This window comes from Sorangium sp. So ce1335, assembly GCF_051521615.1.
Lineage (GTDB): Bacteria > Myxococcota_A > Polyangia > Polyangiales > Polyangiaceae > Sorangium.
Genome location: NZ_CP150363.1, coordinates 10932590 through 10954690, shown reverse-complemented (window position 1 = coordinate 10954690; position 22101 = coordinate 10932590). Strand labels below are relative to the sequence as shown.

Here is a 22101-nt window from a genome sequence, read left to right as displayed (position 1 = left end):
CCTCGGCCTACGCCGCGCCGCGCACGCCGCTATCCATCTCGTCCTCGCCCTCGACGCTGTCGAGGTCGCCCCCGGCCCCGAGGCCGTGCGGCACGTCGGTCGCCTTGCCGTCGTCGAGCACCACGACGCGCCGCGGGCGCACGTCGAGCAGCGTCCGGTCGTGCGTCGCGAACAGCACCGTCGTGCCGGTCTCGTGGATGTCCTCGAACAGCCCGAGCAGATCGATCGCGAGCTGCGGGTCGAGGTTGCCCGTCGGCTCGTCCGCGAGGATCAGCGCCGGCTCGCCGACGATCGCGCGCGCGATCGCGACGCGCTGCTGCTCGCCGCCGCTCAGCACCTGCGCCCTGTCGCCGCCGCGCCCCGAGAGCCCGACGCGCTCGAGCGCCTCGCCGACGCGGGTCCGGAGCAGCCGAGACGGCAGGCCGAGCACCTCCAGGGCGATCGCCACGTTGTCGAACACCGTCCAGCTCGGGACCAGCTTGAAATCCTGGAAGACGAAGCCGATGTTGCGCCGCAGCGCCGGGATCGACGTGTCGGTCAGGCGCGCGATGTCCCGGCCGAGGAAGAGGATCCGGCCGTCGTCCACGCGCTCGGTGCGGTGAACGAGGCGGAGGAGCGTGCTCTTGCCCGAGCCGCTCGGCCCGGTGATGAAGACGAACTCGCCCCGCTCGATCGAGAGCGACATCCCGCGGAGCACCGGTTGGTCCGCGCGGTACGACTTATATACGTCCTCGAACACGAGGATCGGCCGGCGCGCGGCGGACGCGTCGTAGCGGTGGCCGGGCCGGAGCGCCGGTCGAAATGAGCCTTGCGGGGGGGGCGCCGCCATCGGACCCTCCACCTATCAGCCCGCTCGGACACGGAAAACTTTTCGGCCAAAGCGCGGACGGGCGCCCCCTCCGGGTCGTCTTCTTCGGCCTCCCGCTCGCGGCGCTGCTGCTCCGCGCCGACGGCCACGAGATCGCCCTCGCCGCGATCAGCCGCGCGGACGCGGTGGGGCTCCGCCGCGCCCGCCGCGTCTTCGGGTCGCGCCTGCTGATGCGCCCCGACGTCGGGCGCCCCGCGCTCCTGTCGCGCGTCGAGGCGCTCGCGCCCGACCTGCTCGTGAGCTGGTTCTGGACCACGCGCCTTCCGATGTCGCTCGTGAGGGCGGCGCGGCTCGGGGGGATCGGCGTGCACCCCTCGCTGCTCCCGCGCCACCGCGGTCCCGACCCGACGTACTGGGCGATCGCCTCGGGCGACGCCGAGAGCGGCGTCACGGCGCACCGGATCGAGGCGGAGTACGATACAGGCGACATCCTGGACCAGGAGCGGCTCCCGATCGATCCGGCGTGGACCGCGTGGCAGCTCGCCCGCGCCCTGGATCGGCCGAGCCTGCGCGTTCTGCGGCGCACGGTCGCCCGGTTCGCGCGCGGCGAGGAGGTGGCGGGCGTCGCCCAGGATCCGGCGCTCGCGACGGAGGCGCCCACGCCGGACGACGAGGTGTGCGCCATCTGCTGGTCGTGGCCGACGGAGCGCGTCCTCCGGCACATCCGCGCGCTCGCGCCGGCGCCGGGGGCGTGGACGGAGATCGAGGGCGCCTGCGTCATCGTCCTGCGGGCGGCGCCGGCGCCGACCTTCCCGGAAGCGCTGGCGCCGGGCGAGGCGGTCGCCCAGGGCGGGGTGGTGGTCGTGCGGACGGGCGACACGGCGGTCGCGCTGCTGGAGGGGGAGATCGACGGCGAGCCGGCGTCGGCGGGCGAGCTCGCGGCGCTCGTCGCGTCCGGCGCGTCGGGCGCGTCGAGCGGGTGACCGCCAGGCGGGGCGTGGCCGGCGGCCGCAGCCGGCGGGGCCGCCTGGCCGGCGCGTGGGCCATCGAATCCTGAGCCCGCGCGCGCGCGACCGCGTAGGATGCGCCCTTCGGAGGATTCATGTCGGAACCCGCGCAGCTTGCGAAAAGCGCCCGCGAACTGCTCGCGGCGGCGCTCAATGCGCTCCAGTCGAACGGGTCAGTTTCGCCTCAGGTGGAGGCGCTCGCCGAGCCGATCGCGAAGGCGATGGGCATCATGCACCGCATCGAGCGCTCCGGGGGGCAGGCCCTCGACGGCAGCGACGTCGCGCTCGGTCACGTGCGCGACGTCCTGAACCGCCTGCAGAGCATCACCGTGCCCGATCCGGTGGTGGACGTGCTGATGGAGCACGTCGCGTCGTCGCTGAGCAAGGTGCACGCGCTGAGCCGAGCGCAAGCGGCCGCCGCGCAGGCGCCCGCGCCGGTCGCCGTCGCTGCTCCTCCACCCGTCGCCGTGGCGCCCGCGCCGGTCGCTGCGGCGCCCGCGCCGGTCGCTGCTCCTCCACCCGTCGCCGTCGCTGCTCCTCCACCCGTCGCCGTCGCTGCTCCTCCACCGATCGTCGCGCCCGCACCGGTCGCGGTCGTCGCGCCAGCGCCCGTCGCGGCGGTCCCGGCGCCCGTTCCGGCGGCGGCTCCTGCGCACCTCCAGCAGACGCTGCCCTCCCCGCAGCAGCCCCGGCATGCGCCCGCCCCGCCGGCGCCCCCGGCCGCGGACGCGCGCCGCGCGCCGCCGTTCCAGGCGACGGTGCCGTCCGCCGACCACCGCGCGCCGCCGTTCCAGGCGACGGTGCCGTCCGCCGACCACCGCGCGCCCGCCGCGGTCGTCGACGTCGAGCTCGGCGCTTTGACGCCGTCGAATTTTTACAAAGGGCTCGCTGGCAACGACATCATCGAGCACGGCGGCATCTTCGTCGCGACCTACAAGATCCCGCCGATCGGCACGCCCGTGACCTTGCGCGTCCGCTTGCCGGGCAACTACGAGTTCACCGCGTCGGCGACGGTCCGGTGGACGCGCGAGGCCAGCGGATCGAGGGACTCGGTCGAGCCCGGCTTCGGCGCCCGGATCACGCAGATCTCCGCGGAGGGGCGCCAGCTCGTCTCCCGGTTCACGCGCAACAGGGAGCCGCTCTTCTACGACGACCTCTGACGCCACCACGACCTCTCACGCCGCCACGTCGCATCGATCCCGGTGAATCTCCCCCCCGCGCGGCCCGGCTCGCGAGCGAGCCGGCCGCTCCACCGCGCAGCCTCCGTCGTCTCCGCCGTCGCCCTCGCGGCGCTGCTGCTGCTCGCGCCGCGCCCCGCGCTGGCGACGGGCGACCCTGACCTCGCGTTCTGGACCTACGAGACCGCGCACTTCCGCGTGCACTACCCGCAGGGCCTCGAGCCCGTCGCGGCGCGCATCGCCTCGCTCGCCGAGACGATCTACGGGCGCGTCGAGGACGCGCTCGGCTACGCCCCGAAGGACCGCACCGAGATCGTGATCACCGACGACTCCGAGATCGCGAACGGGTCGGCCGGGACGATCCCCTACAACGCGATCTCCCTGCTCGTGTCCGGCCCCGAGGACCTGTCGACGCTCGGCGACTACGACGACTGGTACCTCGATCTCCTCACGCACGAGTTCACGCACATCGCGCACATCGACAACACCTCCGGCATCCCGGCGCTCCTGAACGCGATCGCGGGCAAGTCGTTCTCGCCGAACCAGGTGCAACCGCGGTGGATCATCGAGGGCCTCGCCGTCGTGAGCGAGAGCCACCACACGAGCGGCGGTCGCATGCGCTCGACCATCTTCGACATGTACCTGCGCGCCGACGTGCTCGAGGACAACATCGCGGGGCTCGACCAGATCTCGAGCTCCCCGCACCGCTGGCCGCAGGGCACCCTCTGGTACCTCTACGGCTCGCGGTTCCTCGGCTGGATCCTCGACGTCTACGGCCCCGACACGATGCGCGCCGTCTCCGCCGACTACGGGGCGTCGCTCGTCCCCTGGGGGATCAACCGCGCCATCCGCCGCGCGACGGGCAGGACCTACGTCGAGCTGTACGAGGGCTGGAAGGACCACCTCCGCCGCCTGTACCGGGAGCAGATGACCGCGGTCGAGGCGCGCGGGCTCCGCGAGGGCGCGCGGCTCACCCACCACGGGCGCGTCGTGTACTACCCGCGCTTCGTGCCGCCCGTCGCGCGCCGGGGCGCCGCCGACGAGATCGTCTACTACCGCGACGACGGCCACGAGCGCCGCGGCATCTACCGCCTCCCGCTCGCCGCGCCCGCGCCCGGCAGAGCGCGCCCCGAGGCGCTCGTCGCGCGCACGAGCTCGGCCTCGCGGCCGGCCTTCACGCCGGCCGGCGACATGATCTTCACGGCGCTCATGCCGTGGCGCAACCAGTACTACCGCGACGACCTCGTCCTCCTGCCGCGCGACAAGGCGGCGCCCGACGGCGACGAGCCCTGGCGCCGCCGGCTGACGCACGGCCTCCGCTCCTCGGCGCCCGACGTGAGCCCGACCGGGGACCACGTCGCCTTCTCGCTCAACAGCAAGGGCACCCGCTACCTGGAGATCGCGCGGCTCTCCCGGGACGGCGTCCTCTCGGAGCGGCGCGATCTCGTGCCGAGCGCCCGCTTCGAGCAGGCGTACTCCCCGTCGTTCTCGCCGGACGGCGAGCTCCTCGCGTACAGCGCCTGGACCGCCGGCGGCTACCGCGACATCCGCGTGGTGGACGTCGCCACGGGCAGCTTCCGCCAGGTGACGCGCGACCGCGCGACCGACATGAGCCCGGTCTGGTCGCCCGACGGCCGGACGCTCTATTTCACCTCCGATCGCACCGGCATCCACAACGTCTACGCCTTCGAGCTCTCGACCGGCGCGCTGCGGCAGGTCACCAACGTGCGACTCGGGGCCTTCCAGCCGGCGATCAGCCCCGATGGGAAGACCCTTGTCTATGTCGGGTATACCTCCCGGGGCCACGACCTCTTCGTCATGCCGCTCGATCCGGCGCGCTTCCTCCCGGCGCCGCCGCCCCCGGGCGACCGCCCCGATCCGGCGACCGAGCCGTCGCCCCTGCGGCTCGAGCGGACGCCGTACAACCCGCTCCCGACGCTCGCGCCGCGCGCGTTCACGCTCGACTACGCGCCCGGGAGCTACGGCTCCAACGCGCTCACCGTGAGCGTGACCGGCTCCGACATCGTCGGCCGCCACGCGATCTTCGGAGAGCTCACGGTCCAGCCGGACGCGCCGGCCCCGGACGTCATCGTCGGGTACAACTACGGGCGTCTGCCCGTCGATCTCGGCGTCCGCGGCTACCACGTGACCTCGCCGCGCCGGGGCTACCGCATCGGCGGCCGCGACATCACCTACGACGAGCGCGCGATCGGGATCGTCTCGGGCATCAGCTACCCGATCCGCGGCGAGTTCTCGCGGCAGACGCTCAGCGCGTCGTTCAGCAGCGTCGGCTTCAAGGGCAAGCTCCCCGTCCGCGGCAACATCGACCCGTACGCGCCCCGGACCGTCCTGCCGCCGCAGGGGACGCTGAACCTCGCGCACCTCGGCTATGCGTTCTCGAACGCCGAGGGCTCGCTCGACGCGGCGGGCGCCGTGCGCGGCGTCTCGGTGAGCGCTGGCCTCGATTACGCCGGCCCGGAGACGGGCAGCAGCTACAAGACCTACGCGTTCGCGACGGCCCTGAACGCCTACGTGGCGATGCCCTGGGCGCGTGACCACACCCTCGCGTTCCGCGTCGCCGGGGCGGTCTCGGGCGGCAACTTCCCCCGGGGCGCCGCCTACGCGGTCGGCGGGTACGATCTCGAGAACCTCACGCTCGTCGACACGCTGCTCACGGGGGTCACGAACAGCTCGTTCACGCTCCGCGGCTATGCGCCGGGCGCGGCGTCCGGCCGCGCGTACTTCTCGCAGACGTTCGAGTACCGCGTGCCCATCGCGCAGCCGGATCGCGGCCTCTCGACGCTGCCGATCTACCTGCGCCGCATCGACGCGAGCGTCTTCCTCGACCACGGCGGCGCGTTCAACCGCTTCGAGACCGACGACCTCGCGCTCTTCACGAACGGGAGCCTCCTCTACTCGCCGCAGCTCCACACCTCGTTCGGCGGCGAGGTGTGGTTCAGCATGAGCCTCGGCTACGTCGCCTTCTCGCAGCTGCGCTTCGGCTACGCCTATGGCCTGAGCGAGCGCGCGATCCCCGGCGGTCAGCTCTATTTCGTCGCGACGAACTCGTTCTGAGCGCCGCGCGCCCGCCGGAAAGTTTGCCCGCCCGGGCCGCTTCGCCCACGGTGCTCGGCATGCGCCGCGCCCTCCTCGCCCTGGTCCTCGTCCCCCTCGCCAGCTGCGGCATCGCCCCGAGCAACACCCAGCGCCTCACCGACGCGGCGATCGAGATGAACACCGCGGCCCGGTTCGGCCGCATGGATATCGCGCTCGAGAGCGTGGGCGCGAGCGCGCGCAAGGACTTCATGAGCCGCCACGCCGAATGGGGCACCCGCCTCCGGGTCGTCGACGTCGAGTTCGGCGGCTTCGAGCTGGTCGAGCGCGAGGAGGCCGAGGTCTACCTCGACGTCCTCTGGCTGCGGAACGACGAGGCCACGGTCCGAACCACCCGGATCGCCCAGCGCTGGCGCGACGTTCGGGGCCACTGGGAGCTGATCGGCGAGGAGCGGAAAGACGGCGACGCCGGGCTCCTCGGCGAGCCCCCGCCCGCGGCCGCCGAGACAGCCGGTGAGGCGTCGAGCGCGGCGGAGTCGAGCGCGGCCGCAACGGGCCGCAAACACGGCCTGGGCCTCCTCACGCGCGTCATCCGCGACGAGTGATCGCCGCCGCGCGGCGCGCGAGGCGATGAGCGTGCGATCACGCCGGGGCTTCGGCGCGCTGCCGGCCGGCGCGGCCTCGGTGATCGGTGCGGTGGGTGGGATCGGTGATCGACGGGACCGCGCGGTCGCGGCGGTCCCACGCGTGGCCGGTCAGCCGGCCACGCGTCCGTCAGGTGGCGGCCGGCGCAGGGCTGGCAGGAGCGCTCTTGGGAGCCCGGGGCTTCTTGGCCTTTCCGGCGACCTCCGTCGTGGTCCTCGTCAGCTTGCTGCGCTTGGCGCGCTCCTTCTTGGCAGCCTGCGCCTTGCGGCGCCTCATCTTCATCGACTGGCGACGATCGCGCTTGCCCATCTGCTTCAATCTCCTCACGGTCGGGGGCACGGGCGCGGCATCGTACGGTTGCACGACGAAGACAGCTCGCCAGGCGAGCCCCATCCTGCAACCGCGTGGATGGCCTACCGCGGGGCCCCTCAAAGGGAGCGGGAATGTGCCCAAGAGCGAATGGGAGCGCAAGGGGCAATGCGCGCGGAGACGCAGTTCTCGGCCTAGACGCGTGTGCAGTGCCACGCGCGCTGTCGCGGGGCGCCGCGCGGCCGTCGCGGGTCGCGCGGCTTCTCCTTCACTGCGTCCGCTCTCCGCGTCTGGGCGGCTTCAGCGCGGGATCTCGCGCTGCTCGCGCCGCGCCCGGCCGGTTCAGCCCCCGACCGCGCCGTCCAGCGCGACCTCGCGGCCGCGGACCTCGAGGCGGTACCGGGAGTTCACGGTCTCTATGTAGAAGACCTCGCGCCCGGCGAGACGCAACACGCGCTTGACGGGGGTCGTCACGTATTCATGCATTCCATCGGAAAACTCGATGACGATGACCGAGCCTTTCCGTGGTGCACGGACGAGCCGGCCAACGACTGCGCGCGATCCCCGGCCGAGCTTGCGGAGCACAACCTGCACAACAGAGATGCTAGCACGCAGATCTCGGCCGAGCACAAGCTGCACAAGCAGCACCTCTCGCAACTAGGTCCCACCCTGGCCCAGGGTGTCCGGCTGCATCGGAGCCGTCCGGACCTTCTCGCCGCGGACGGCGAGCGGGTGTAGGGGGGCCGGCTCCCGGGCGGAAAGTTCTGTAAATCAATGGCCCTGGCACAGCAACCAATGCTTCTGTAAACCCTGCCGGCCGCCGAGCGGGCGCGACGACCCGTCGCGTCGTCCATCGCCGAGCCGCGGGGGGAGGACCAGGAGGAGGCGAGGCGGTCGCTCTCAGCCTTGCAGCGAGGGCGCACAGGCTAGGCGATCGCCCGTCCGATGCCCAGCCGGATCCGCGGGCGGCAGCGTTGCACCGCGCGCGGCGGGCGCTCTCGACCGTGTCGCTCCGGCGCTGCGCCGCGCGGCGTGACGCAATGCGCGCCGTGGCCCGTCCGCGCTGTCAGCGGCGCTTGGCTGTCGCGCCGGTCCGGTCGTTCGGATCGCTCACGCCGGGCGCGCCCTGGTCCGCGAAGTAGGTGCGGAGCATGTCGCACGCCACGTTGGTCGCTTTCACGCGCCATTTCGCGCCGTTCGCGACCATCACCGAGATCGCGACCTCCGGCTTGCGGCTCGGGGCGAAGCCGACGAACCACGTGTAGAAGGGCCCCTCCGGGGTCGGCTTCGTGAGCGTCCCCGTCTTGCCCGCGACGCGGATATCCGGGAGGTACGCGCGGCCGTTGCGATCGTGGAACGAGCGGTAGCTCGTCCCGTTATCCACCGTCGCTTCCATCATCGTGGTCACGGCGCCGGCCGTGCTCTCGTCCATCACCCGCTTGAGCACCTGCCGCTCGCTCGGGCCCTGGTAGATCTCGCCGACCTCGTCCTTCACGCTCGACACGACGTGGAGCCGGATCATCTCGCCGCCGTTGGCGATGGTGGTCGCCAGGTTCGCCCCCTGGAACGGCGACAGCGTCGTATTCCAGAAGCCCGCCGCGGTCCGCGCGAAGCCGAGCTCGTCCTCCGGCAGCGCGATCGTGCTCGCCGCGACCTTCACGTCGAACGGCAAGTCCTGCCCCCACCCGAGCTTCGCGGCCACGGCGCCGAGCTTGTCGTGATCGAGGTTCCTCGCGGCGAGGCGCGCGAACACCGTGTTGATGCTCCGGCCCATCGCCTGCGTGAGCGTCGCGCAGTACTTGTCGCGCCGCTTGTTGTCGATCATGTCGGCGGCCCGGATCGAGTGCTCGCCGCCCGAATAACACTGCTTCGTGCTCGGGCTCAGGCCGGCCTCGATGAGCGCGGTGCCGGTCACGACCTTGAAGATGCTCGCCGACGGCGCGGTGGCCTCGGCGGCGACGTCGTGCAGCGCCCCCTCGTCCACGTAGCTCGCCCAGACCAGCACCTTCCCGGTGCGGATATCGGTCATGACGACCGCGCCCTCGGGGACCCGGCCTGCGCGCAGGAAGCCGAGCGCCGCGTGCTGGTACATCGGGTTGAGGGTCAGCTCCGCGACGCGGCCGCCGTGCGCCGGCGCCGTGGGCGGGCTCCTCCGGTCGTCGATGCGCGTCAGGTCGAGGTCCGTGAGCGGCGGCGGCGTCACCTTCCGCGTGATCGTCGGCCCGCCGGCGGTCGTCTTCTTGGCGAGCAATCCCCCGAGCTGGACGTCGTGCTCGCGCAGCATGGGCAGGGTCACGGCAACGAGCCCGACGGCCGCGCCGACGGCGATCCACTGACGCATCTCGCGCATGGCCCGACGGGTACCCCGCCCCGGCGCGCTGGGCCAAAATTGAGGCGCGCCGGCGGGCGCGGGGCGCCGGTCGACGAGGCGCCCCGCGGGCCGGGAGGAGCAGGGCCCCCGGCGGCCATGTTCGTTGGAGGACAAACGAATGAGCGAGGCCGCCGGGGCGGCGGCAGCGGGAGGGCAGCGCCGCGGATCAGAAAGACAGGCCGAGCCGGGCGCCGAGCTCGTGGAGCGCGTGCGCGTCGGGCCGCCGCAGGGTGTTGCCAGGCACCCGGAGGAGGCTCTCGTCCGAGCCGCTGCCCGGCGTCAGGTAGGCGTTGTAATTCACGCTGAGCCGCACGTTCTTCGTGTGCCAGTAGTTGGCGGCGACGCCGATTTGCAGGACGTCGAGATCGGTGCCCGGCCCTCCCTCGGCGCCCGGCGTGTTCTCGTCGTGCGTGCTCTCGTGGCGGGTCGCGCCGTCGTACGTCGCGTTGATCCCCGAGAGGAGCGCCGCGACCTCGAGCCCGGATTTCGGCTTCTCTGGCTCCTTCGTCAGGTCGACCTTCGCGGGGCGCGGGCTGTACCCGGGATCCCCGGTGATGAAGGCGTCGCCAGCGGGCCACGCCGAGAGCTGCACGTACCAGCCGAGGCCCTTCACCCGGCCGAGCCGCTCGGTGTTGGTGAGCTGATAGCCTTCCACGGCCTCGCGGGTGTTGTTCGCGACGTAGTACGCCTCGGCCCGCAGCTCGACCATCTTGATGGGCAGCCGGAGCTCGCCGCCGATCGCGTTCTGCGCGCCCGACGGGATGACGTGGATCTGCCGGCCCAGCGAGTCCCTGTAGCCGCCGCTCCAGAGCGTGTAGCCCTGCCCCGTCCTGATGGGCGCGTAGTCGTAGCCCACGTAGTCCTGGTCGCGCTCCCCGTGCTGCGCGCTGACGCCGATCTGCGCCTTGGCGAGCAGCCCCTTCTTGTCGCCGGCGAACGGGCGCACGAACACGCGGCCGATGAAATCGGGCGGGGCGTCGACGCCCGGCCGGTTCTGGCCGTCGCCGGCGACCACGCCGACGCCGTAGCCGAGCATCTTGTCGGCGACGTCGCCCCACGCCATCACCCCGATGCTCTTGCCCTCGGGATGGGCGAAGCTCCGGATCGCGATGTTGCGTTCCATGAAGGTGATGGCGTTGCTGCTCGTCTGGGTCTCCATCCCGAACGGCGAGTTGAACTGACCGAACATGAAGTTCAGCGCCGGCATCACCGAGTAGTTGATCCAGACGTCGGCGAGCGACGCGCTCGCGCTCGTGCTCTGCACCGCGGCGAAGCGCGCGGTATCGGCCGTCGGCGTATCGCCCGGCGGCGCGGCGGCGATCTCGGCCCTGCCGTTGGCGTTCCCGAGCGCCTGGCCGGCGAAGTCGACGTCGAGCTTGAACGACCATCGCTTCAGGAACTCGCCGTCGAACTCGAGCCGGGCGCGACGGACGAAGAAGCGCGGCTGCAGCGCGTTCCCTCCGTCGGCCGCCTGCACGTCCGACACCCCGCGGCCGAAGCTGCTGTAGAAGTCGAGGTGCATCCGGGCCTTCGGGTAGAGCCGGAAGGTGTCGCTCGCGTCCCGGAGGAAGAAGCCGCCGTGCCAGCCCGCGAGCGGCTGCTGCTCGATGACGGCGGCGGCCTCGGACGTCGGCGCGAACACCGGCGGGGGCGGCGGGGGCACCGCCGCGGCCGCGGCCGCTCCAGGAGGAGGTGGCGGCGGGACCTGGACCGGGGGCGGCGGCTGCTCCGGCGCTGCGGGCGCAGCGGCGGCGGGCGGCGCCGGCGGCACCGCGCCTGCGGCGGCGGGCGGTGCCGGCGGCACCGCGCCCGCGGCGCCGGGGGGCGGGGCCGCGGCCGGCGGCTGCGCAGGTGCCGGTTGCGCCGGGCCCTGAGGCCCGGGCTGTGCTAGCGCCGAAAGGCCCGACAGCGTAACGGTCATGCCCAGCAGCGCCGATGTAGCTAACCTCATGCAATTCTCCCTTGTGCGGCTCGGCCGCACGCCTGACTCCACCACGCACCCCGCCGCAGAGTTATGACTTGGACGTTACGATTTTGTGTAGTCCAGACGACGCGCGGGCAGGACAATCACGTAGAGGGTGGGTGGGGTCAAGGTCCCGCTCCGGCGGGACGGGCGCGCGCCGGCGAAGGAGCGCCGGGGCAAATTCAGGGAAGGATCACTCGATGACGACCAGCGTGCGGATCACGGCGGATGTCGAGGTGCTCGACAACAGCACCTTGGTGGCCCTGGCGGGGCCGGGGAACGAGAACTTGAAGCTCATCGCGCGCACTCTCGGCATCGAGTCGGGCGTCCGAGGCAACACGATCCGGCTCGCCGGCGACGCCGACAAGGTCGCGCTCGCGGAGCGGTGCCTCGCGGAGGCCGCGCAGATGCTGAGGAGCGGCGTGGCCCTGGACCCACAGGACTACGTGCGCGGGGTGCAGGCGCTCCGCGACGACCCGGCGATGACGCTGCGCGAACTGTTCGAGGATGTCGTCCTCATCTCGGCGCGCCGCCGGCCGATCTCGGCGAAGGGGCTGGCGCAGAAGCGGTACATCCAGGCGATCCGATCGCACGACATGACGTTCGGCATCGGGCCGGCGGGGACGGGCAAGACGTACCTCGCGATGGCGATGGCCGTCCACGCGCTGCTCGAGCGCCGGGTCAAGCGGATCATCCTGACCCGCCCGGCCGTCGAGGCGGGAGAGCGGCTCGGCTTCCTGCCCGGCGATCTGGCGGAGAAGGTGAATCCCTACCTGCGTCCGTTGTATGACGCTCTCCATGACATGATGGACGCGGACAAGGCGCAAGGCCTCGTGACGCGCGGCCAGATCGAGGTCGCCCCGCTCGCCTTCATGCGCGGCCGCACGCTCAACGATTGCTTCGTCATCCTCGACGAGGCGCAGAACGCGACGAGCGACCAGATGCGCATGTTCCTCACCCGCCTCGGCTATGCGTCCCGCGCCGTGGTGACGGGCGACGTCACGCAGGTGGATCTCCCGCACGGCGCGCGCAGCGGCCTCGCGGAGGCGCGCGAGCTGCTCGCGGGCATCGAGGGTATCGCGATCTGCTCGTTCACCGAGGTCGACGTCGTGCGCCACCCGCTCGTGCAGCGGATCATCGTGGCGTACGAGCAACGGGACGCCGAGGTGGCCCGCCAGCGCGAGGAGCGGCGGGAGGCGGCCCGCGTCGCGCGCGGCGGCGCGGCGCCGGCGGCGGACACCGCGGCCGCGCCGCAGGGCCGGGCGCCCGGGGACGAGCCGGGCGGGGGCGGCGCCGCGAGCTGACGCGAGGTGCCGCTGGACGAGCGCGCCGCCGTCGGCGCGCGTCCAGCGGTGCGCGTCATTTCTTCTTCAGCTCCACGGCGGATTCGCGCACCAGCATCGCGTCGGGCCCGGCCACGCGGATCTCCGCCTGGATGGTGTTGTCCTTCAACTTGCCGACGAGGACGCCGGTCATCGCGTTCGGCGCGCGCGGATCTTCGGGGAAGACCGAGGCGCGGACCATGCCGTCCTCGACCTTTCCGACGAGGGTCGCGTCGCCGAGCGCGCCCTTCGCGGTGCCCTTCAGGTCGCCGCTCGGCTCGATGGTGACGGTCACCGTCCCGGCGCCCGTGGCCACCTTCCCGTCGTCCTTCTGGCGCACGGCGTCCTTGACCTTGGGGGGAAGCACCACGCTCCCTTTCTTGGCGTCGTAGCGCCCTTCCCAGGTGCCCTGCCACGCCGGCGAGCCCTGGGGATCGCCCGCGCCGCCCGGCGCGCCTGCGCTGGGCAGCTCCGTGGCCGCCGCGCTGGCCGCGGGCGGCGCGGCCGCCGCGCTCGGCTGGGGCGGCGGGGGCGCCGGCCGCTCGGGTTCGCTCGGGCGCGGCGGGCTCTCCTCGCAGGCCGCGAGGAGGACGAGGGCGATGGGCAGGAGGATCGCGCGGGCGACGCCGCGCGCCCGGCGAGCTCGTGTTCCGGTGGGATTCACGCGGACGCTTTTATTACGTGCCGGGCTGGCCGTCGCGCTGATTTGACGGGCCGGCGCGCTGCCGGCGCCTCGCGTGCGGTCGGCCGCGGGTCACGGCGCCTTGCGGAACGCCAGGGTCCAGTGCCGATCGCTCGTCAACCGCGCGCATTCCGGGGGAATCTGGAGCGAGCACAGCATCCCCCGCACCTCGTCGAGCGAGAGCGCCGCGCGCAGGGACGCGTCGAACAGGGCTCTCTGGTACGCTGTATCGTTCGCCGCATACGTGGCGACGAGGGCTGCGAGCGACGCCTCCGTTTCCGGACGGACCAGGTCGCGCACGAACAGGAGCCCGCCGGGCCGGAGCACGCGGACCATCTCCCGCAGCACGGCCATCGGCTCCGGGATGTGGTGGACGATGCTGTTCGAGAGGACGGTCGAGAACGCCTCGTCCGGCTCGGGCAGCGCCTTTGCGTCCACCAGCGCGAGCGCGATGGCGCGGGTGAGCCCGGCCTGCTCCACGTGCTCGCGCCCGAGCGCGAGCATCGACGTCGAGAGATCGATCGCCTTGATCCGCGCCGTGGGCACGCGTCGGCAAATCTCGATGGGCAACAGGCACGTCCCTGTGCCGACGTCGAGGGCGTATGCGAGATCGGGGTCGCGGGAGAGGAGGGCGTCGCAGAACGCCGTGTTGACCGCGGCGTGGTCCATGCTGTCGTAGGCCCGCGCGTCCTCGTCGGTATCCATGATCTCGGGCTCGAGCACACGCACCAGCGGCATCGGGGCATCCTTCTCGGGATGGAGGCGCATGTCAACGAAGGTCGGCGGCTGGCCAATCTCGGCCGGCCACCGCGGCGGCGGGCGCGGGCGCTGGATCGTCGTGGAGGATACCGGGGCGGCGCTGGAGGACGCCGGATCGGCGCAGATATGGACAGGAAGACGTTTGATGGGTCGAGGTCGAGCGGGCTGGCTCTCGGCCGTCGTCCTTGCATTGGAGCAGACGACAATGTCGTAGAGGACGTGCACGCGGGGAGCGGCCCGCGCGCCAGAGAGCGCCGGGTCGGAGCCTGAGCTCTCCGGGGATCGTCGAGCAGGAGACATGAAAACGGCGATGAGCCCGCCTCGGCGCTCTGCTATGTGACAGGAGGAGGCGCTCGCCGGATCGAGCGCGCGTTCGCGGCCGGTCTGCCGGACGCGACGAGCCAAAAGGTCTCACCTGTCGCGTCCGAGGGCGGCAGGCTGCGGGCGTGATCCCGAGATCGGCGCTGCGTGAGGAGAGGGGGACGGCGGCACCGGCGCAAGCGTCAGCATTCCGAAGAGCCCGGCGGTCCCCTCGTGGAACGAAGAGGCAGCGCGCGCGATCCGAGCCCCGCTGTGCCGCCTCTGCCGGGCGGCGTCGCCCAGGATCCATCACAGGTCACTCGTGTGCCCGGGGCGTGCAATGTAGCCATGCGCTGGTCGCCTGTGTGATGCCGCCAGGCGCTCGCGCCCTGCGCGGGCCGCTTCAATGGTTGGGGGAGGCGCCGGGCCGGGGGCCGACGCGCCTCTCCGTTGTGCGCGCGCCCGCATTGCCGCCCGCGACGGGCCTGATCGAGGGAGCGGGCCGCTAGGCTCATACAGCGGTTACCTGACCGGTCACCAGAACCCGAGACTCGCAATGCTGCGGTGCATCGTGAGCGGGGCCTCAGAGGGATTTGGGCGCGGGCCGGGACGTCCCGCGCGGGGGAGGGGTCTCGGCTATCAATTGACGCTCGCGGCGCGGGCGGCGCTCGCGGCTCGGGCGACGCTCGGGGCGCGCGTTCATCGCTCGGCGCCTGTCGAGCAAAGCAGCCCAGCCGTTCGTGGCCGTCCAATGAGCTCTCCGATTGAGCCCGCCCGCAGCGCCTATTGAAAGAAAAGACAGCCCTCTGTCCTCAATTCGCTTGACCAGGCAAGTGGCAACGGCATAGTCGTATCCAACCGCCGAGCTGGATTCGGCGACGAGGGAGAGCACATGGCAACGGATGCCTTTTCACAGCAGATTGTAAACCTCGTGCGGAAGATGCCGGACGAGGCGATCCTCGCGCTCGTCAAGAATCAGCTGGGCGCCGTGACCGGGGAAGCGCCGTTGGTTCCTCCGCCGGCGCCGCGCCGCAGCCGCACGCGTGCCCGTGCTGGAGCGGTGCAGTCCAAGACGTCTTCCGTCGCGGCCAAGCGTGGCGCCGCGCCGAAGCGCCGGCCCGGCCGCCCTCGCAGCTCGCCCGCCGCCTCGGCGGAGCGTCAGGAGACGCTCGATGCTGTCGAGCGCGTCGTCAAAGCGAGCTCTGGCGTCAGCGCGAGCGAGGTGGCGAAGCAGGCGGGTATCCCGCAGACGCGCGCTGCTGCCGCGCTGAAGGAGCTCAAGCTGGAAAAGCGGATCTTCCAGGGCGGCGATCGCCGATTCGCGCGCTATGCGGGCGACCTGAAGACAGCCGAGCAGGCGAGCGCGAACGCGCGCAAGACGGCGGCGGGGCCCGCGCCGGTGAAGAAGCCGACCGCCAAGGGACGTAAGCGGGCCGCTCAGCCTGCCGCGCCGGCGAAGTAGGTCTGGAGACCACCGCGCACGTCAACGTCAGAGGGGATGGAGCTATGCTGACGCGACGCGTTCAGAATGGCTGTCCCGTTCGAGACGGAGCTCAGGGCGGGCTCCAGGTGAGCCCGCTATCTTCGGAGGCGGCGACGTACCAGCCGCGTCGCGATGTCCCTGTGACGTCTGCCTGGAGGAGCATCACCAGCCGATTCCCGAAAGAGAGGAGTGCTCCGAGCTCGATGCGGCCGCGCTCGCCCGTGCCTTCTCCGATGACCCTCGGGACGTCGTAGATCTTACCTGCTTCCGGCGATTGCGCGATGTAGAGCCCCCATCGCTCTGCGGCGCGGGAGGTCAGGACTGCCGCGACGCCCTCGCGTGTGGGCGCCAGGGCGACAGAGCGCTCGTGCGGCTCCAGCCAGGGGCGAAAGGGCGCTTTCTCGGCGAGGACGCAGGCGCCTTCGAGCGTGCATGTCGCGATCGTGAGCTCCTTGGTCGCGGGCGCAACGACCTCGACCATGATCCGATCGGCTGCACAGCCGACCGAGGCGCCGGGGGCGGCCGTCGCGGGGAGCTTCAGCACGGCTGTCCGCGTCGCGGAGATGGCGACAACGACGGTCGTGTCAGGCGGCTGAGGCACGAGCTGGATCGACCAGCCCGCGAAATTGCACGCGGGCGGCGTCGAGAGCGCGGCCGTCGCCGCCGGGGTCATCACGATTCCATCGACGCTCCGGGGCGCGTCGAGCGGCTTCCCCGGCTCGGGCACGGGCCGCACGAGGAGGTTGCGCCCGCGCATGGACAGGAGCGCCGGCGGGCGGCCATAAGGTACGAGCAGCGCTTGTTCCTGCGTGGGGAACGGCACAGGCGGCGCGGTCGGGGCGCCGGGCGGCCCCGCGTAGACGAGCGTTGCTCGCCGGGGCTTCGGCTCAACGAGCAGCGCAGCGCTCTCGGCGGAGAGCACCGCGGGCACGGCGTTCACCGGTTGCCGCGCGCCGCGGCTCATCTCGGGCAGCGTGACCGGCGAGGGCGCCGAGAGCTCGGTCGCCTCGAAGGGCGCAAAGAGGAGGCTCGGCGGGTCCACCGCGGGCGGCGCCCCTGCTGCTCCGCGCGTCTGCTTCGAGAAATCCTTGCCTCGGATGCCGAGGGTGAGCACGGTCGAGCCGTCCTCTCCGACCGACCAGGTCGACCACCCCTCGCGCAGGCGCCGCAGAGAGCGCCAGGTCCTGCCTGCGTTGTCGGTGACGAGGGCGATCGCCTCGTTCTCGACCTCTCCTGTCAACACCGCCCGCCTGTCGTCGAGCACGAATGCCCGATGCCACCGCGTCGACGACGGCGCGAGCGTCGAGTGGATGCCCCGCGCCTGGCCGATGGCCGTGGTGAGCTCGTCGGACGATGCCGCGCCCGGGGGCGGAACGGTGATCGGCGCTGCCTTTTCCTTTTTTCTGCACCCGGTCGCCATCAGGGCGCTCAGGACAGCAACGGCCGCCGTCAGCCTGCCGGGACCGCCGCCGCGGGCTCCGCGTCCGCGTCGCGGCCGCTCGACGCGGGCCGCACCTCGCGCGGCCCGCACTAGTCGACCTGCTCCGGATCCATGCAGCACCGGAAGCCCGTCGAGTAGTCGTGGTACCCGAACGAGTGCGCGGTCGTCGCGTACTTGCAGCCCTCGCCGTTGCGCGTCGTGTCCATGAAATAGCCGCCGCGGAAGGTGCCGTTCGGGTCGTCGACCCACTCGTGGAGGTTGCCTACCATGTCGAACACGCCGTAGGCGTTTGTGCACGATGCGCGCTCGCCCGTCGGGAGCAGCGCGTGCGAGAGCTGGTTGATGAGCGGGTTGTTCATCGCCGTCGTCCAGAGCTCCTCGGACTTGATCTCGAGCAGCGCCGCGATCTCGGCGACGGGGTGCACCGGGCGCTCGTCGTCATTGCACACGCCCTGCTGTCGCTGCGCGCCGTAGGGAAAGGTGGTGCCCTCCGGCCCGCGGCAGGCGCTCACCCACTCGTCCGAGGTGCACAGGCGCTTGCCCGACGCCGCGCACGCCATCTTGGCCTGCCGCCCGCTGATGTACCCCTGCGGGATGACACCGGGCCAGGACACGGCTCGCACGCGGCGCTCGCTCCCGTCGACCGGATCGAACGGCGACCAGGGGCGCTCTCCGCTGGGCGTCAGCTCCACGAGGGAGCTCTCCCACCGATCGACGCACACGCGATCTTCGACGAGGGCCATCTCGGCGGGGCAGCGCGCGCTGGCCGTGGAGGAGGACACCTGACCTGCGCCGCCCTCGTGCGCCGTCGTGGACTCGAGCGCGGCGCCGTCCTTGACGGCGGCGATCGCGCTCTGCTTCGCCTTCATGGGCCTTTCCACGAGGACGGCGGCGCGCGCGTCGAGCGAGGCGTGCATCATCAGGCGGGGCGTGATCTGCTCCGCTGTCGTCGAGCCAGGCGCGCAGCCGGCCGACGCGGCCAGCAGACCTATCAGGGCACCGCCGCGAAATGGGCGCGCCCGCGACGAACGGGGACGGCAGGTTGCCTGGCGCGGTCGGGAGGAGTCCTTGGCCACGGAGGACGCGAGGATCCCTTCCCGCCATCTTTTTTGCAACCGAATACCGCCCTCAGGGATCGCCCGAAGGCTCGTACATGAGAGGCTGCGTACGTCGTGGCGCCAAGGTGGGCGTGAGCTGATGAGGGGCTCGGAGGTCACCGGATGTGCGTCGCGTGTCGGGGGAAAAGAACCACGAGAGCAGAGCGGGCGCCGGTGACGCCCTGCTCCTGTCTCCCCGACGGTGCCTGTTCAGCCCTCGAAGTACAAGGCCTCCAGGTAGCACGCGTCGTACGCCTGCTTGCAGGTGACCTGGTCGTCGGCGTTCATGCAGTCAACGAGCGCTTCCTTTGTGGACCGGTTGAACGGGTTCAGTTGCGCGTTGCACGTCGCCGTTTCGAACGTGTCGTCGCAGGCGCCCTCGATGGCTTCGCAGATCTCCTCGGCCTGGTCCGGGCACGCGTTCGCGTACACGCGGTCCATGCACTCCTGGACCGGCGGCTCATCGCACGCCTCCTGCACGGGGATGTCGCTCAGGCAGTCCACGAGGTCCGCGGCGTGGCCCGGGGCGAAGATGACGAAGCCGTGCTGGCACAGCCCGTAGCCGATCGGCTCCTCGTTGCGGTTGTCGCCGCACTGGCTCGTCGCGCCCTGCGTCGGCGAGATGTTCAGCTCGTCGCACGCCGCGACCGTGAGGTTGCCGTCGGCGTAGTCGACGCACGCGCCACCGCCCTGGCCGCCGCCGCCGCCGCCCTCGCCACCCCAGCCCCCGTCGCCACCCCAGCCGCCTTCGCCGTCGTCGCCACCCCAGCCGCCTTCGCCGTCATCGCCCCCGGTGGAGGAGCTGCTGGTGACGCCGACGCCGGTCGCCTGCTCCACGTCGTTGTCGGTGTCCGTCGACGACACGACGCAGCCGTAGAGGGCCGGGAAGATCAAGGTGAACGCGAGGAACGAATGGCGATGACGAGCAAGCATGGTCACGTTGCCTCCTACAGTGTCAGGGAAAAGCTGCTGCACCTGGTACGTTCGACTGAGCCTGCGGCTCTCCTATTCCCCTCGCAATCCTGTTCTTCACCTTCGTGGCGCCGCACGAGGCCGGCGCGGCGGCGAGCGCGGCCGATCCGCGGGCGCACGGCTGGCGCTCCGCGGCCGCTCCGGCGGCGCTCCGGGCGCGAGGACGTGCAGCACCGATCGCCCGGTCCGCCTGTTTCAGAGATGTTTCGTGGTTGTCAAGGCCAAGTTCCGGGGGTATGAACGATCCGTCCGCCGTCCCTGAGCCAGCCCAGCCCAGCGTCCAGGCGAACGCTCGCCCCTCCGGACGCGCGTTCAGGAAAATCTGAAAAGCTGCGCAGGGGCCAGCGACCCCAGCAGCGTCGCAGCAACAAACTGAAAGGACGCGGAAGGATCGCGCTTGCGTACCGCGCGCGCCGCTGGTAATCACCGCGCTCCGTTTTCCCGGGCGATCGGGTGTCCTCCCGGTCTCCCAGTAGAAGAGCCGTAACGGCGCTTCGATCTCAGCTCCGCCCCTTCGGCCGCCGCGGGCCTCCCCCCGGTGACGCGAAGGGGGGCCACGTCCAGGGACGTCGGGCTGCGACCGGAAGCGTACGACGGTGCAACCGGTTCCCAGAGAACCGAAACCCGGTACGGAGTCTCTCCGCCCGCCGGTGTCGCGAGGTGTCTCGAATGGTAAGCAAAGCCAGTGCGATGTTTTCGCGGATCGCCCCGCGCAAGGCACGCATGATCGCCGATCTCGTCCGGGGTCGCGACGCGGACGAGGCGATCCAGCTGCTCTCGTTCACGCAGAAGAGCGGCGCCCCTGTCCTGCGGAAGATCATCGAGAGCGCGGTCGCGAACGCCCAGCAGGCGGGCGCGGACATCGACGCGCTCTTCATCAGCAAGGCGACCGTCGACAAGGGGCCGAACAAGTTCAACCGCCGCTGGCGGCCGCGCGCGATGGGCCGTGCGACCCGGATCACCAAGGGCGTGTCGCACATCGTCATCGAAGTCGACGAGAGAAAGTAAGTAGAGGACCTGCCGATATGGGACAGAAGACCCATCCGTATGGCTTCCGCGTCGGTGTCATCAAGACGTGGAGCAGCAAGTGGTACGAGGACGGCGCCGCGTATCAGAAGTGGCTCCACCAGGACATCCGCATCAAGCGCGCGATCAAGCAGTACCTCTACAACGCGAACATCGCCGGCGTGGAGATCGAGCGCGCCGCGAACCGCGCGAAGGTGATCGTCTTCACCGCCCGCCCCGGCATGGTGATCGGCAAGGGCGGCAAGGGGATCGAGACGCTGAAGAGCGGCAACGTCGGCACGGCGTCCAAGGGCGAGACCCTCTTCCCCGGCGTGTCCTCGTTCACGGACAACGAGGTCTTCATCGACGTGCAGGAGGTCCGGAAGGCCGAGACCAACGCGCAGCTCGTCGCCGAGAACATCGCGACGCAGCTCGAGCGCCGGATCGCGTTCCGCCGGGCGATGAAGAAGGCCGTGTCCACCGCCATGAAGTTCGGCGCGAAGGGCATCCGCGTGCGCTGCGCCGGCAGGCTCGGCGGCAGCGAGATGAGCCGCGTCGAGACCTACCGCGAGGGTCGGGTGCCGCTGCACACGCTCCGCGCCGACATCGAGTTCGGCCTCGCCGAGGCCAGGACGAAGGTCGGCATCATCGGCGTGAAGGTCTGGATGTTCAAGGGCGAGGTCCTGCAGCGTAAGGCGCGCCGGATCCAGTAGAGGGATTGCAGAATGCTGTCTCCGAAGCGAACCAAGTTCCGCAAGATGCAGAAGGGGAACAACCGTGGCATCGCCCTCACGGGCAGCGACGTCTCCTTCGGCGACTTCGCGCTCCAGTGCGTCGAGCCTGCCCGCGTGACCTCGCGGCAGATCGAGGCGGCTCGTATGGCGATCCAGCGCCACGTGAAGCGCGCGGGCAAGCTCTGGATCCGCATCTTCCCGGATCGTCCGGTGACGAAGAAGCCGCTCGAGGTCCGCATGGGTGGGGGCAAGGGCGCGCCCGAGGAGTGGTGCGCGCTCGTGCTGCCCGGCCGCGTGATGTACGAGATCAGCGGCGTGAGCGAGGAGATTGCGAAGGAGGCGTTCCGCCTCGCGGCGCACAAGCTCCCGATGCAGTGCAAGTTCCTCGCCCGCGGGCTGACGTGAGGTAGGCGATGAAGGCGAAGGATTTGCGGGAGCGCACCACCGACCACCTGCGCGAGCTCGAGAAGACGCTCGCGGCGGGGCTGTTCGAGGCGCGCTTCAAGAATTTCACGAACCGGCTGAACGACACGGCGACGATCCGCAAGACCAAGCGGGATCTCGCGCGGGTGAAGACGATCCTCACGCAGCGCGCGCGCGCCGAGGAGAAGGCGTAGCCATGGCGAAGAACAAGGCAGAGAACCAGCAGCCGGTCGCTGCGGCGCCCGAGCTGGCCGCCGCCGCGCCTGCGCAGGCCGAGACCGAGGCGAAGGCGCACGGCTTCCGGCGCAAGCTGGTCGGCAAGGTGACCAGCGACAAGATGAACAAGACGGTCACCGTCGAGGTCATCCGGAACGCGCTCGACCCCGTCTACAAGAAGTACGTCCGTCAGCGGGAGCGCTACAAGGCGCACGACGAGACGAACCAGTACAAGGTGGGCGACCGCGTCGAGATCACGGAGCACAGGCCGATCTCCCGCGACAAGCGGTGGCTCGTGACCAAGCTCGTTGCCCGGCCGGTGGAGGAGTAGC

The 22101-nt window shown here is 71.4% G+C and carries 21 protein-coding genes; 11 read left to right on the top strand and 10 right to left on the bottom strand.

Annotation, left to right across the window (positions count from 1 at the left end; genetic code table 11):
- Positions 1-7 precede the first annotated feature (7 nt).
- Positions 8-685 (bottom strand): cell division ATP-binding protein FtsE, encoded by a 678-nt coding sequence (locus WMF24_RS41015; RefSeq protein WP_437732895.1) that lies wholly within the window; start codon positions 683-685, stop codon positions 8-10.
- Between the two features lie 116 nt (positions 686-801).
- Here WMF24_RS41015 and WMF24_RS41010 point away from each other — a divergent pair, with 116 nt between their 5' ends.
- From WMF24_RS41010 to WMF24_RS40995, 4 genes are all read left to right on the top strand, one after another.
- On the top strand, positions 802-1791 hold the full coding sequence (locus WMF24_RS41010) for a methionyl-tRNA formyltransferase (protein ID WP_437732894.1): 990 nt from the start codon (positions 802-804) through the stop codon (positions 1789-1791).
- Positions 1792-1910: 119 nt separating this feature from the next.
- Positions 1911-2975: a hypothetical protein gene (locus tag WMF24_RS41005; protein WP_437732893.1), complete on the top strand. Its 1065-nt coding sequence runs from the start codon at positions 1911-1913 to the stop codon at positions 2973-2975.
- Between the two features lie 42 nt (positions 2976-3017).
- Positions 3018-6068 (top strand): BamA/TamA family outer membrane protein, encoded by a 3051-nt coding sequence (locus tag WMF24_RS41000; RefSeq protein WP_437732892.1) that lies wholly within the window; start codon positions 3018-3020, stop codon positions 6066-6068.
- 59 nt (positions 6069-6127) lie between these two features.
- Positions 6128-6652, top strand: coding sequence for a hypothetical protein (locus tag WMF24_RS40995; RefSeq protein ID WP_437732891.1), 525 nt, complete (start codon positions 6128-6130; stop codon positions 6650-6652).
- 169 nt (positions 6653-6821) lie between these two features.
- Here the strand turns inward: WMF24_RS40995 and WMF24_RS40990 are convergent, their stop codons facing one another.
- The 4 genes from WMF24_RS40990 to WMF24_RS40975 all read right to left on the bottom strand — a co-directional run bounded on the left by WMF24_RS40990 (position 6822) and on the right by WMF24_RS40975 (position 11176).
- Positions 6822-7001 carry a hypothetical protein gene (locus tag WMF24_RS40990; protein ID WP_437732890.1) on the bottom strand — a complete coding sequence of 60 codons (180 nt, stop codon included), beginning with the start codon at positions 6999-7001 and terminating at the stop codon, positions 6822-6824.
- A 342-nt stretch (positions 7002-7343) separates the two neighbouring features.
- Positions 7344-7640 carry a hypothetical protein gene (locus WMF24_RS40985; RefSeq protein ID WP_148314458.1) on the bottom strand — a complete coding sequence of 99 codons (297 nt, stop codon included), beginning with the start codon at positions 7638-7640 and terminating at the stop codon, positions 7344-7346.
- A 427-nt stretch (positions 7641-8067) separates the two neighbouring features.
- The gene (locus WMF24_RS40980; protein ID WP_437732889.1) at positions 8068-9351 is read right to left on the bottom strand and encodes a penicillin-binding transpeptidase domain-containing protein; all 1284 of its coding nucleotides are present in this window, start codon (positions 9349-9351) and stop codon (positions 8068-8070) included.
- Between the two features lie 187 nt (positions 9352-9538).
- Positions 9539-11176, bottom strand: coding sequence for a porin (locus WMF24_RS40975; RefSeq protein ID WP_437732888.1), 1638 nt, complete (start codon positions 11174-11176; stop codon positions 9539-9541).
- Positions 11177-11535: 359 nt separating this feature from the next.
- Here WMF24_RS40975 and WMF24_RS40970 point away from each other — a divergent pair, with 359 nt between their 5' ends.
- A complete protein-coding gene (locus WMF24_RS40970) occupies positions 11536-12639 on the top strand; it encodes a PhoH family protein (RefSeq protein ID WP_437732887.1) in 1104 nt (367 codons plus the stop codon).
- A 55-nt stretch (positions 12640-12694) separates the two neighbouring features.
- Here WMF24_RS40970 and WMF24_RS40965 read toward each other — a convergent pair whose 3' ends face one another.
- Both WMF24_RS40965 and WMF24_RS40960 read right to left on the bottom strand, forming a co-directional pair.
- Positions 12695-13321 carry a hypothetical protein gene (locus WMF24_RS40965; protein ID WP_437732886.1) on the bottom strand — a complete coding sequence of 209 codons (627 nt, stop codon included), beginning with the start codon at positions 13319-13321 and terminating at the stop codon, positions 12695-12697.
- Between the two features lie 90 nt (positions 13322-13411).
- Positions 13412-14077, bottom strand: a complete 666-nt coding sequence (locus tag WMF24_RS40960) for a class I SAM-dependent methyltransferase (RefSeq protein ID WP_437732885.1) — start codon at positions 14075-14077, stop codon at positions 13412-13414.
- A 1213-nt stretch (positions 14078-15290) separates the two neighbouring features.
- On the opposite strand from WMF24_RS40960, the gene WMF24_RS40955 reads away from it, so the two are divergent.
- Positions 15291-15860: a hypothetical protein gene (locus WMF24_RS40955; protein ID WP_437732884.1), complete on the top strand. Its 570-nt coding sequence runs from the start codon at positions 15291-15293 to the stop codon at positions 15858-15860.
- Between the two features lie 91 nt (positions 15861-15951).
- Here the strand turns inward: WMF24_RS40955 and WMF24_RS40950 are convergent, their stop codons facing one another.
- The 3 genes from WMF24_RS40950 to WMF24_RS40940 all read right to left on the bottom strand — a co-directional run bounded on the left by WMF24_RS40950 (position 15952) and on the right by WMF24_RS40940 (position 19352).
- Positions 15952-17301: a hypothetical protein gene (locus tag WMF24_RS40950; RefSeq protein ID WP_437732883.1), complete on the bottom strand. Its 1350-nt coding sequence runs from the start codon at positions 17299-17301 to the stop codon at positions 15952-15954.
- Between the two features lie 110 nt (positions 17302-17411).
- Positions 17412-18242, bottom strand: coding sequence for an SUMF1/EgtB/PvdO family nonheme iron enzyme (locus WMF24_RS40945; RefSeq protein ID WP_437732882.1), 831 nt, complete (start codon positions 18240-18242; stop codon positions 17412-17414).
- Positions 18243-18629: 387 nt separating this feature from the next.
- On the bottom strand, positions 18630-19352 hold the full coding sequence (locus tag WMF24_RS40940; RefSeq protein WP_437738914.1) for a hypothetical protein: 723 nt from the start codon (positions 19350-19352) through the stop codon (positions 18630-18632).
- 708 nt (positions 19353-20060) lie between these two features.
- Between WMF24_RS40940 and rplV the strand changes: the two genes are divergently transcribed.
- Genes rplV through rpsQ form a run of 5 tightly spaced genes read left to right on the top strand, consistent with a single transcriptional unit; the run spans position 20061 to position 22100 of the window.
- Complete coding sequence (gene rplV / locus WMF24_RS40935) at positions 20061-20399, top strand: 50S ribosomal protein L22 (protein ID WP_012240567.1); 339 nt, start codon at positions 20061-20063, stop codon at positions 20397-20399.
- Between the two features lie 17 nt (positions 20400-20416).
- Positions 20417-21109: a 30S ribosomal protein S3 gene (gene rpsC, locus WMF24_RS40930; RefSeq protein WP_012240566.1), complete on the top strand. Its 693-nt coding sequence runs from the start codon at positions 20417-20419 to the stop codon at positions 21107-21109.
- A 12-nt stretch (positions 21110-21121) separates the two neighbouring features.
- The gene (gene rplP, locus WMF24_RS40925) at positions 21122-21535 is read left to right on the top strand and encodes a 50S ribosomal protein L16 (RefSeq protein ID WP_437633088.1); all 414 of its coding nucleotides are present in this window, start codon (positions 21122-21124) and stop codon (positions 21533-21535) included.
- Positions 21536-21543: 8 nt separating this feature from the next.
- The gene (gene rpmC, locus WMF24_RS40920; RefSeq protein ID WP_436614925.1) at positions 21544-21747 is read left to right on the top strand and encodes a 50S ribosomal protein L29; all 204 of its coding nucleotides are present in this window, start codon (positions 21544-21546) and stop codon (positions 21745-21747) included.
- 53 nt (positions 21748-21800) lie between these two features.
- A complete protein-coding gene (gene rpsQ, locus WMF24_RS40915) occupies positions 21801-22100 on the top strand; it encodes a 30S ribosomal protein S17 (RefSeq protein WP_272102908.1) in 300 nt (99 codons plus the stop codon).
- The last annotated feature ends 1 nt before the right edge of the window (position 22101 follow it).

Bases quoted from the DNA above. Each gene is read 5' to 3' on its own strand.
- rplP (WP_437633088.1), top strand. From the start codon at position 21,122: ATGCTGTCTCCGAAGCGAACCAAGTTCCGCAAGATGCAGAAGGGGAAC.
- WMF24_RS40980 (WP_437732889.1), bottom strand. From the start codon at position 9,351: ATGCGCGAGATGCGTCAGTGGATCGCCGTCGGCGCGGCCGTCGGGCTC.
- WMF24_RS40995 (WP_437732891.1), top strand. From the start codon at position 6,128: ATGCGCCGCGCCCTCCTCGCCCTGGTCCTCGTCCCCCTCGCCAGCTGC.
- rpsC (WP_012240566.1), top strand. From the start codon at position 20,417: ATGGGACAGAAGACCCATCCGTATGGCTTCCGCGTCGGTGTCATCAAG.
- WMF24_RS40970 (WP_437732887.1), top strand. From the start codon at position 11,536: ATGACGACCAGCGTGCGGATCACGGCGGATGTCGAGGTGCTCGACAAC.
- WMF24_RS41005 (WP_437732893.1), top strand. From the start codon at position 1,911: ATGTCGGAACCCGCGCAGCTTGCGAAAAGCGCCCGCGAACTGCTCGCG.
- WMF24_RS40945 (WP_437732882.1), bottom strand. From the start codon at position 18,242: ATGATGCACGCCTCGCTCGACGCGCGCGCCGCCGTCCTCGTGGAAAGG.
- WMF24_RS41010 (WP_437732894.1), top strand. From the start codon at position 802: ATGAGCCTTGCGGGGGGGGCGCCGCCATCGGACCCTCCACCTATCAGC.
- WMF24_RS40990 (WP_437732890.1), bottom strand. From the start codon at position 7,001: ATGGGCAAGCGCGATCGTCGCCAGTCGATGAAGATGAGGCGCCGCAAG.
- WMF24_RS40955 (WP_437732884.1), top strand. From the start codon at position 15,291: ATGGCAACGGATGCCTTTTCACAGCAGATTGTAAACCTCGTGCGGAAG.
- rpmC (WP_436614925.1), top strand. From the start codon at position 21,544: ATGAAGGCGAAGGATTTGCGGGAGCGCACCACCGACCACCTGCGCGAG.
- WMF24_RS40940 (WP_437738914.1), bottom strand. From the start codon at position 19,352: ATGCTTGCTCGTCATCGCCATTCGTTCCTCGCGTTCACCTTGATCTTC.
- WMF24_RS40960 (WP_437732885.1), bottom strand. From the start codon at position 14,077: ATGCCGCTGGTGCGTGTGCTCGAGCCCGAGATCATGGATACCGACGAG.
- WMF24_RS40950 (WP_437732883.1), bottom strand. From the start codon at position 17,301: ATGGCGACCGGGTGCAGAAAAAAGGAAAAGGCAGCGCCGATCACCGTT.
- rplV (WP_012240567.1), top strand. From the start codon at position 20,061: ATGGTAAGCAAAGCCAGTGCGATGTTTTCGCGGATCGCCCCGCGCAAG.
- WMF24_RS41015 (WP_437732895.1), bottom strand. From the start codon at position 685: ATGTCGCTCTCGATCGAGCGGGGCGAGTTCGTCTTCATCACCGGGCCG.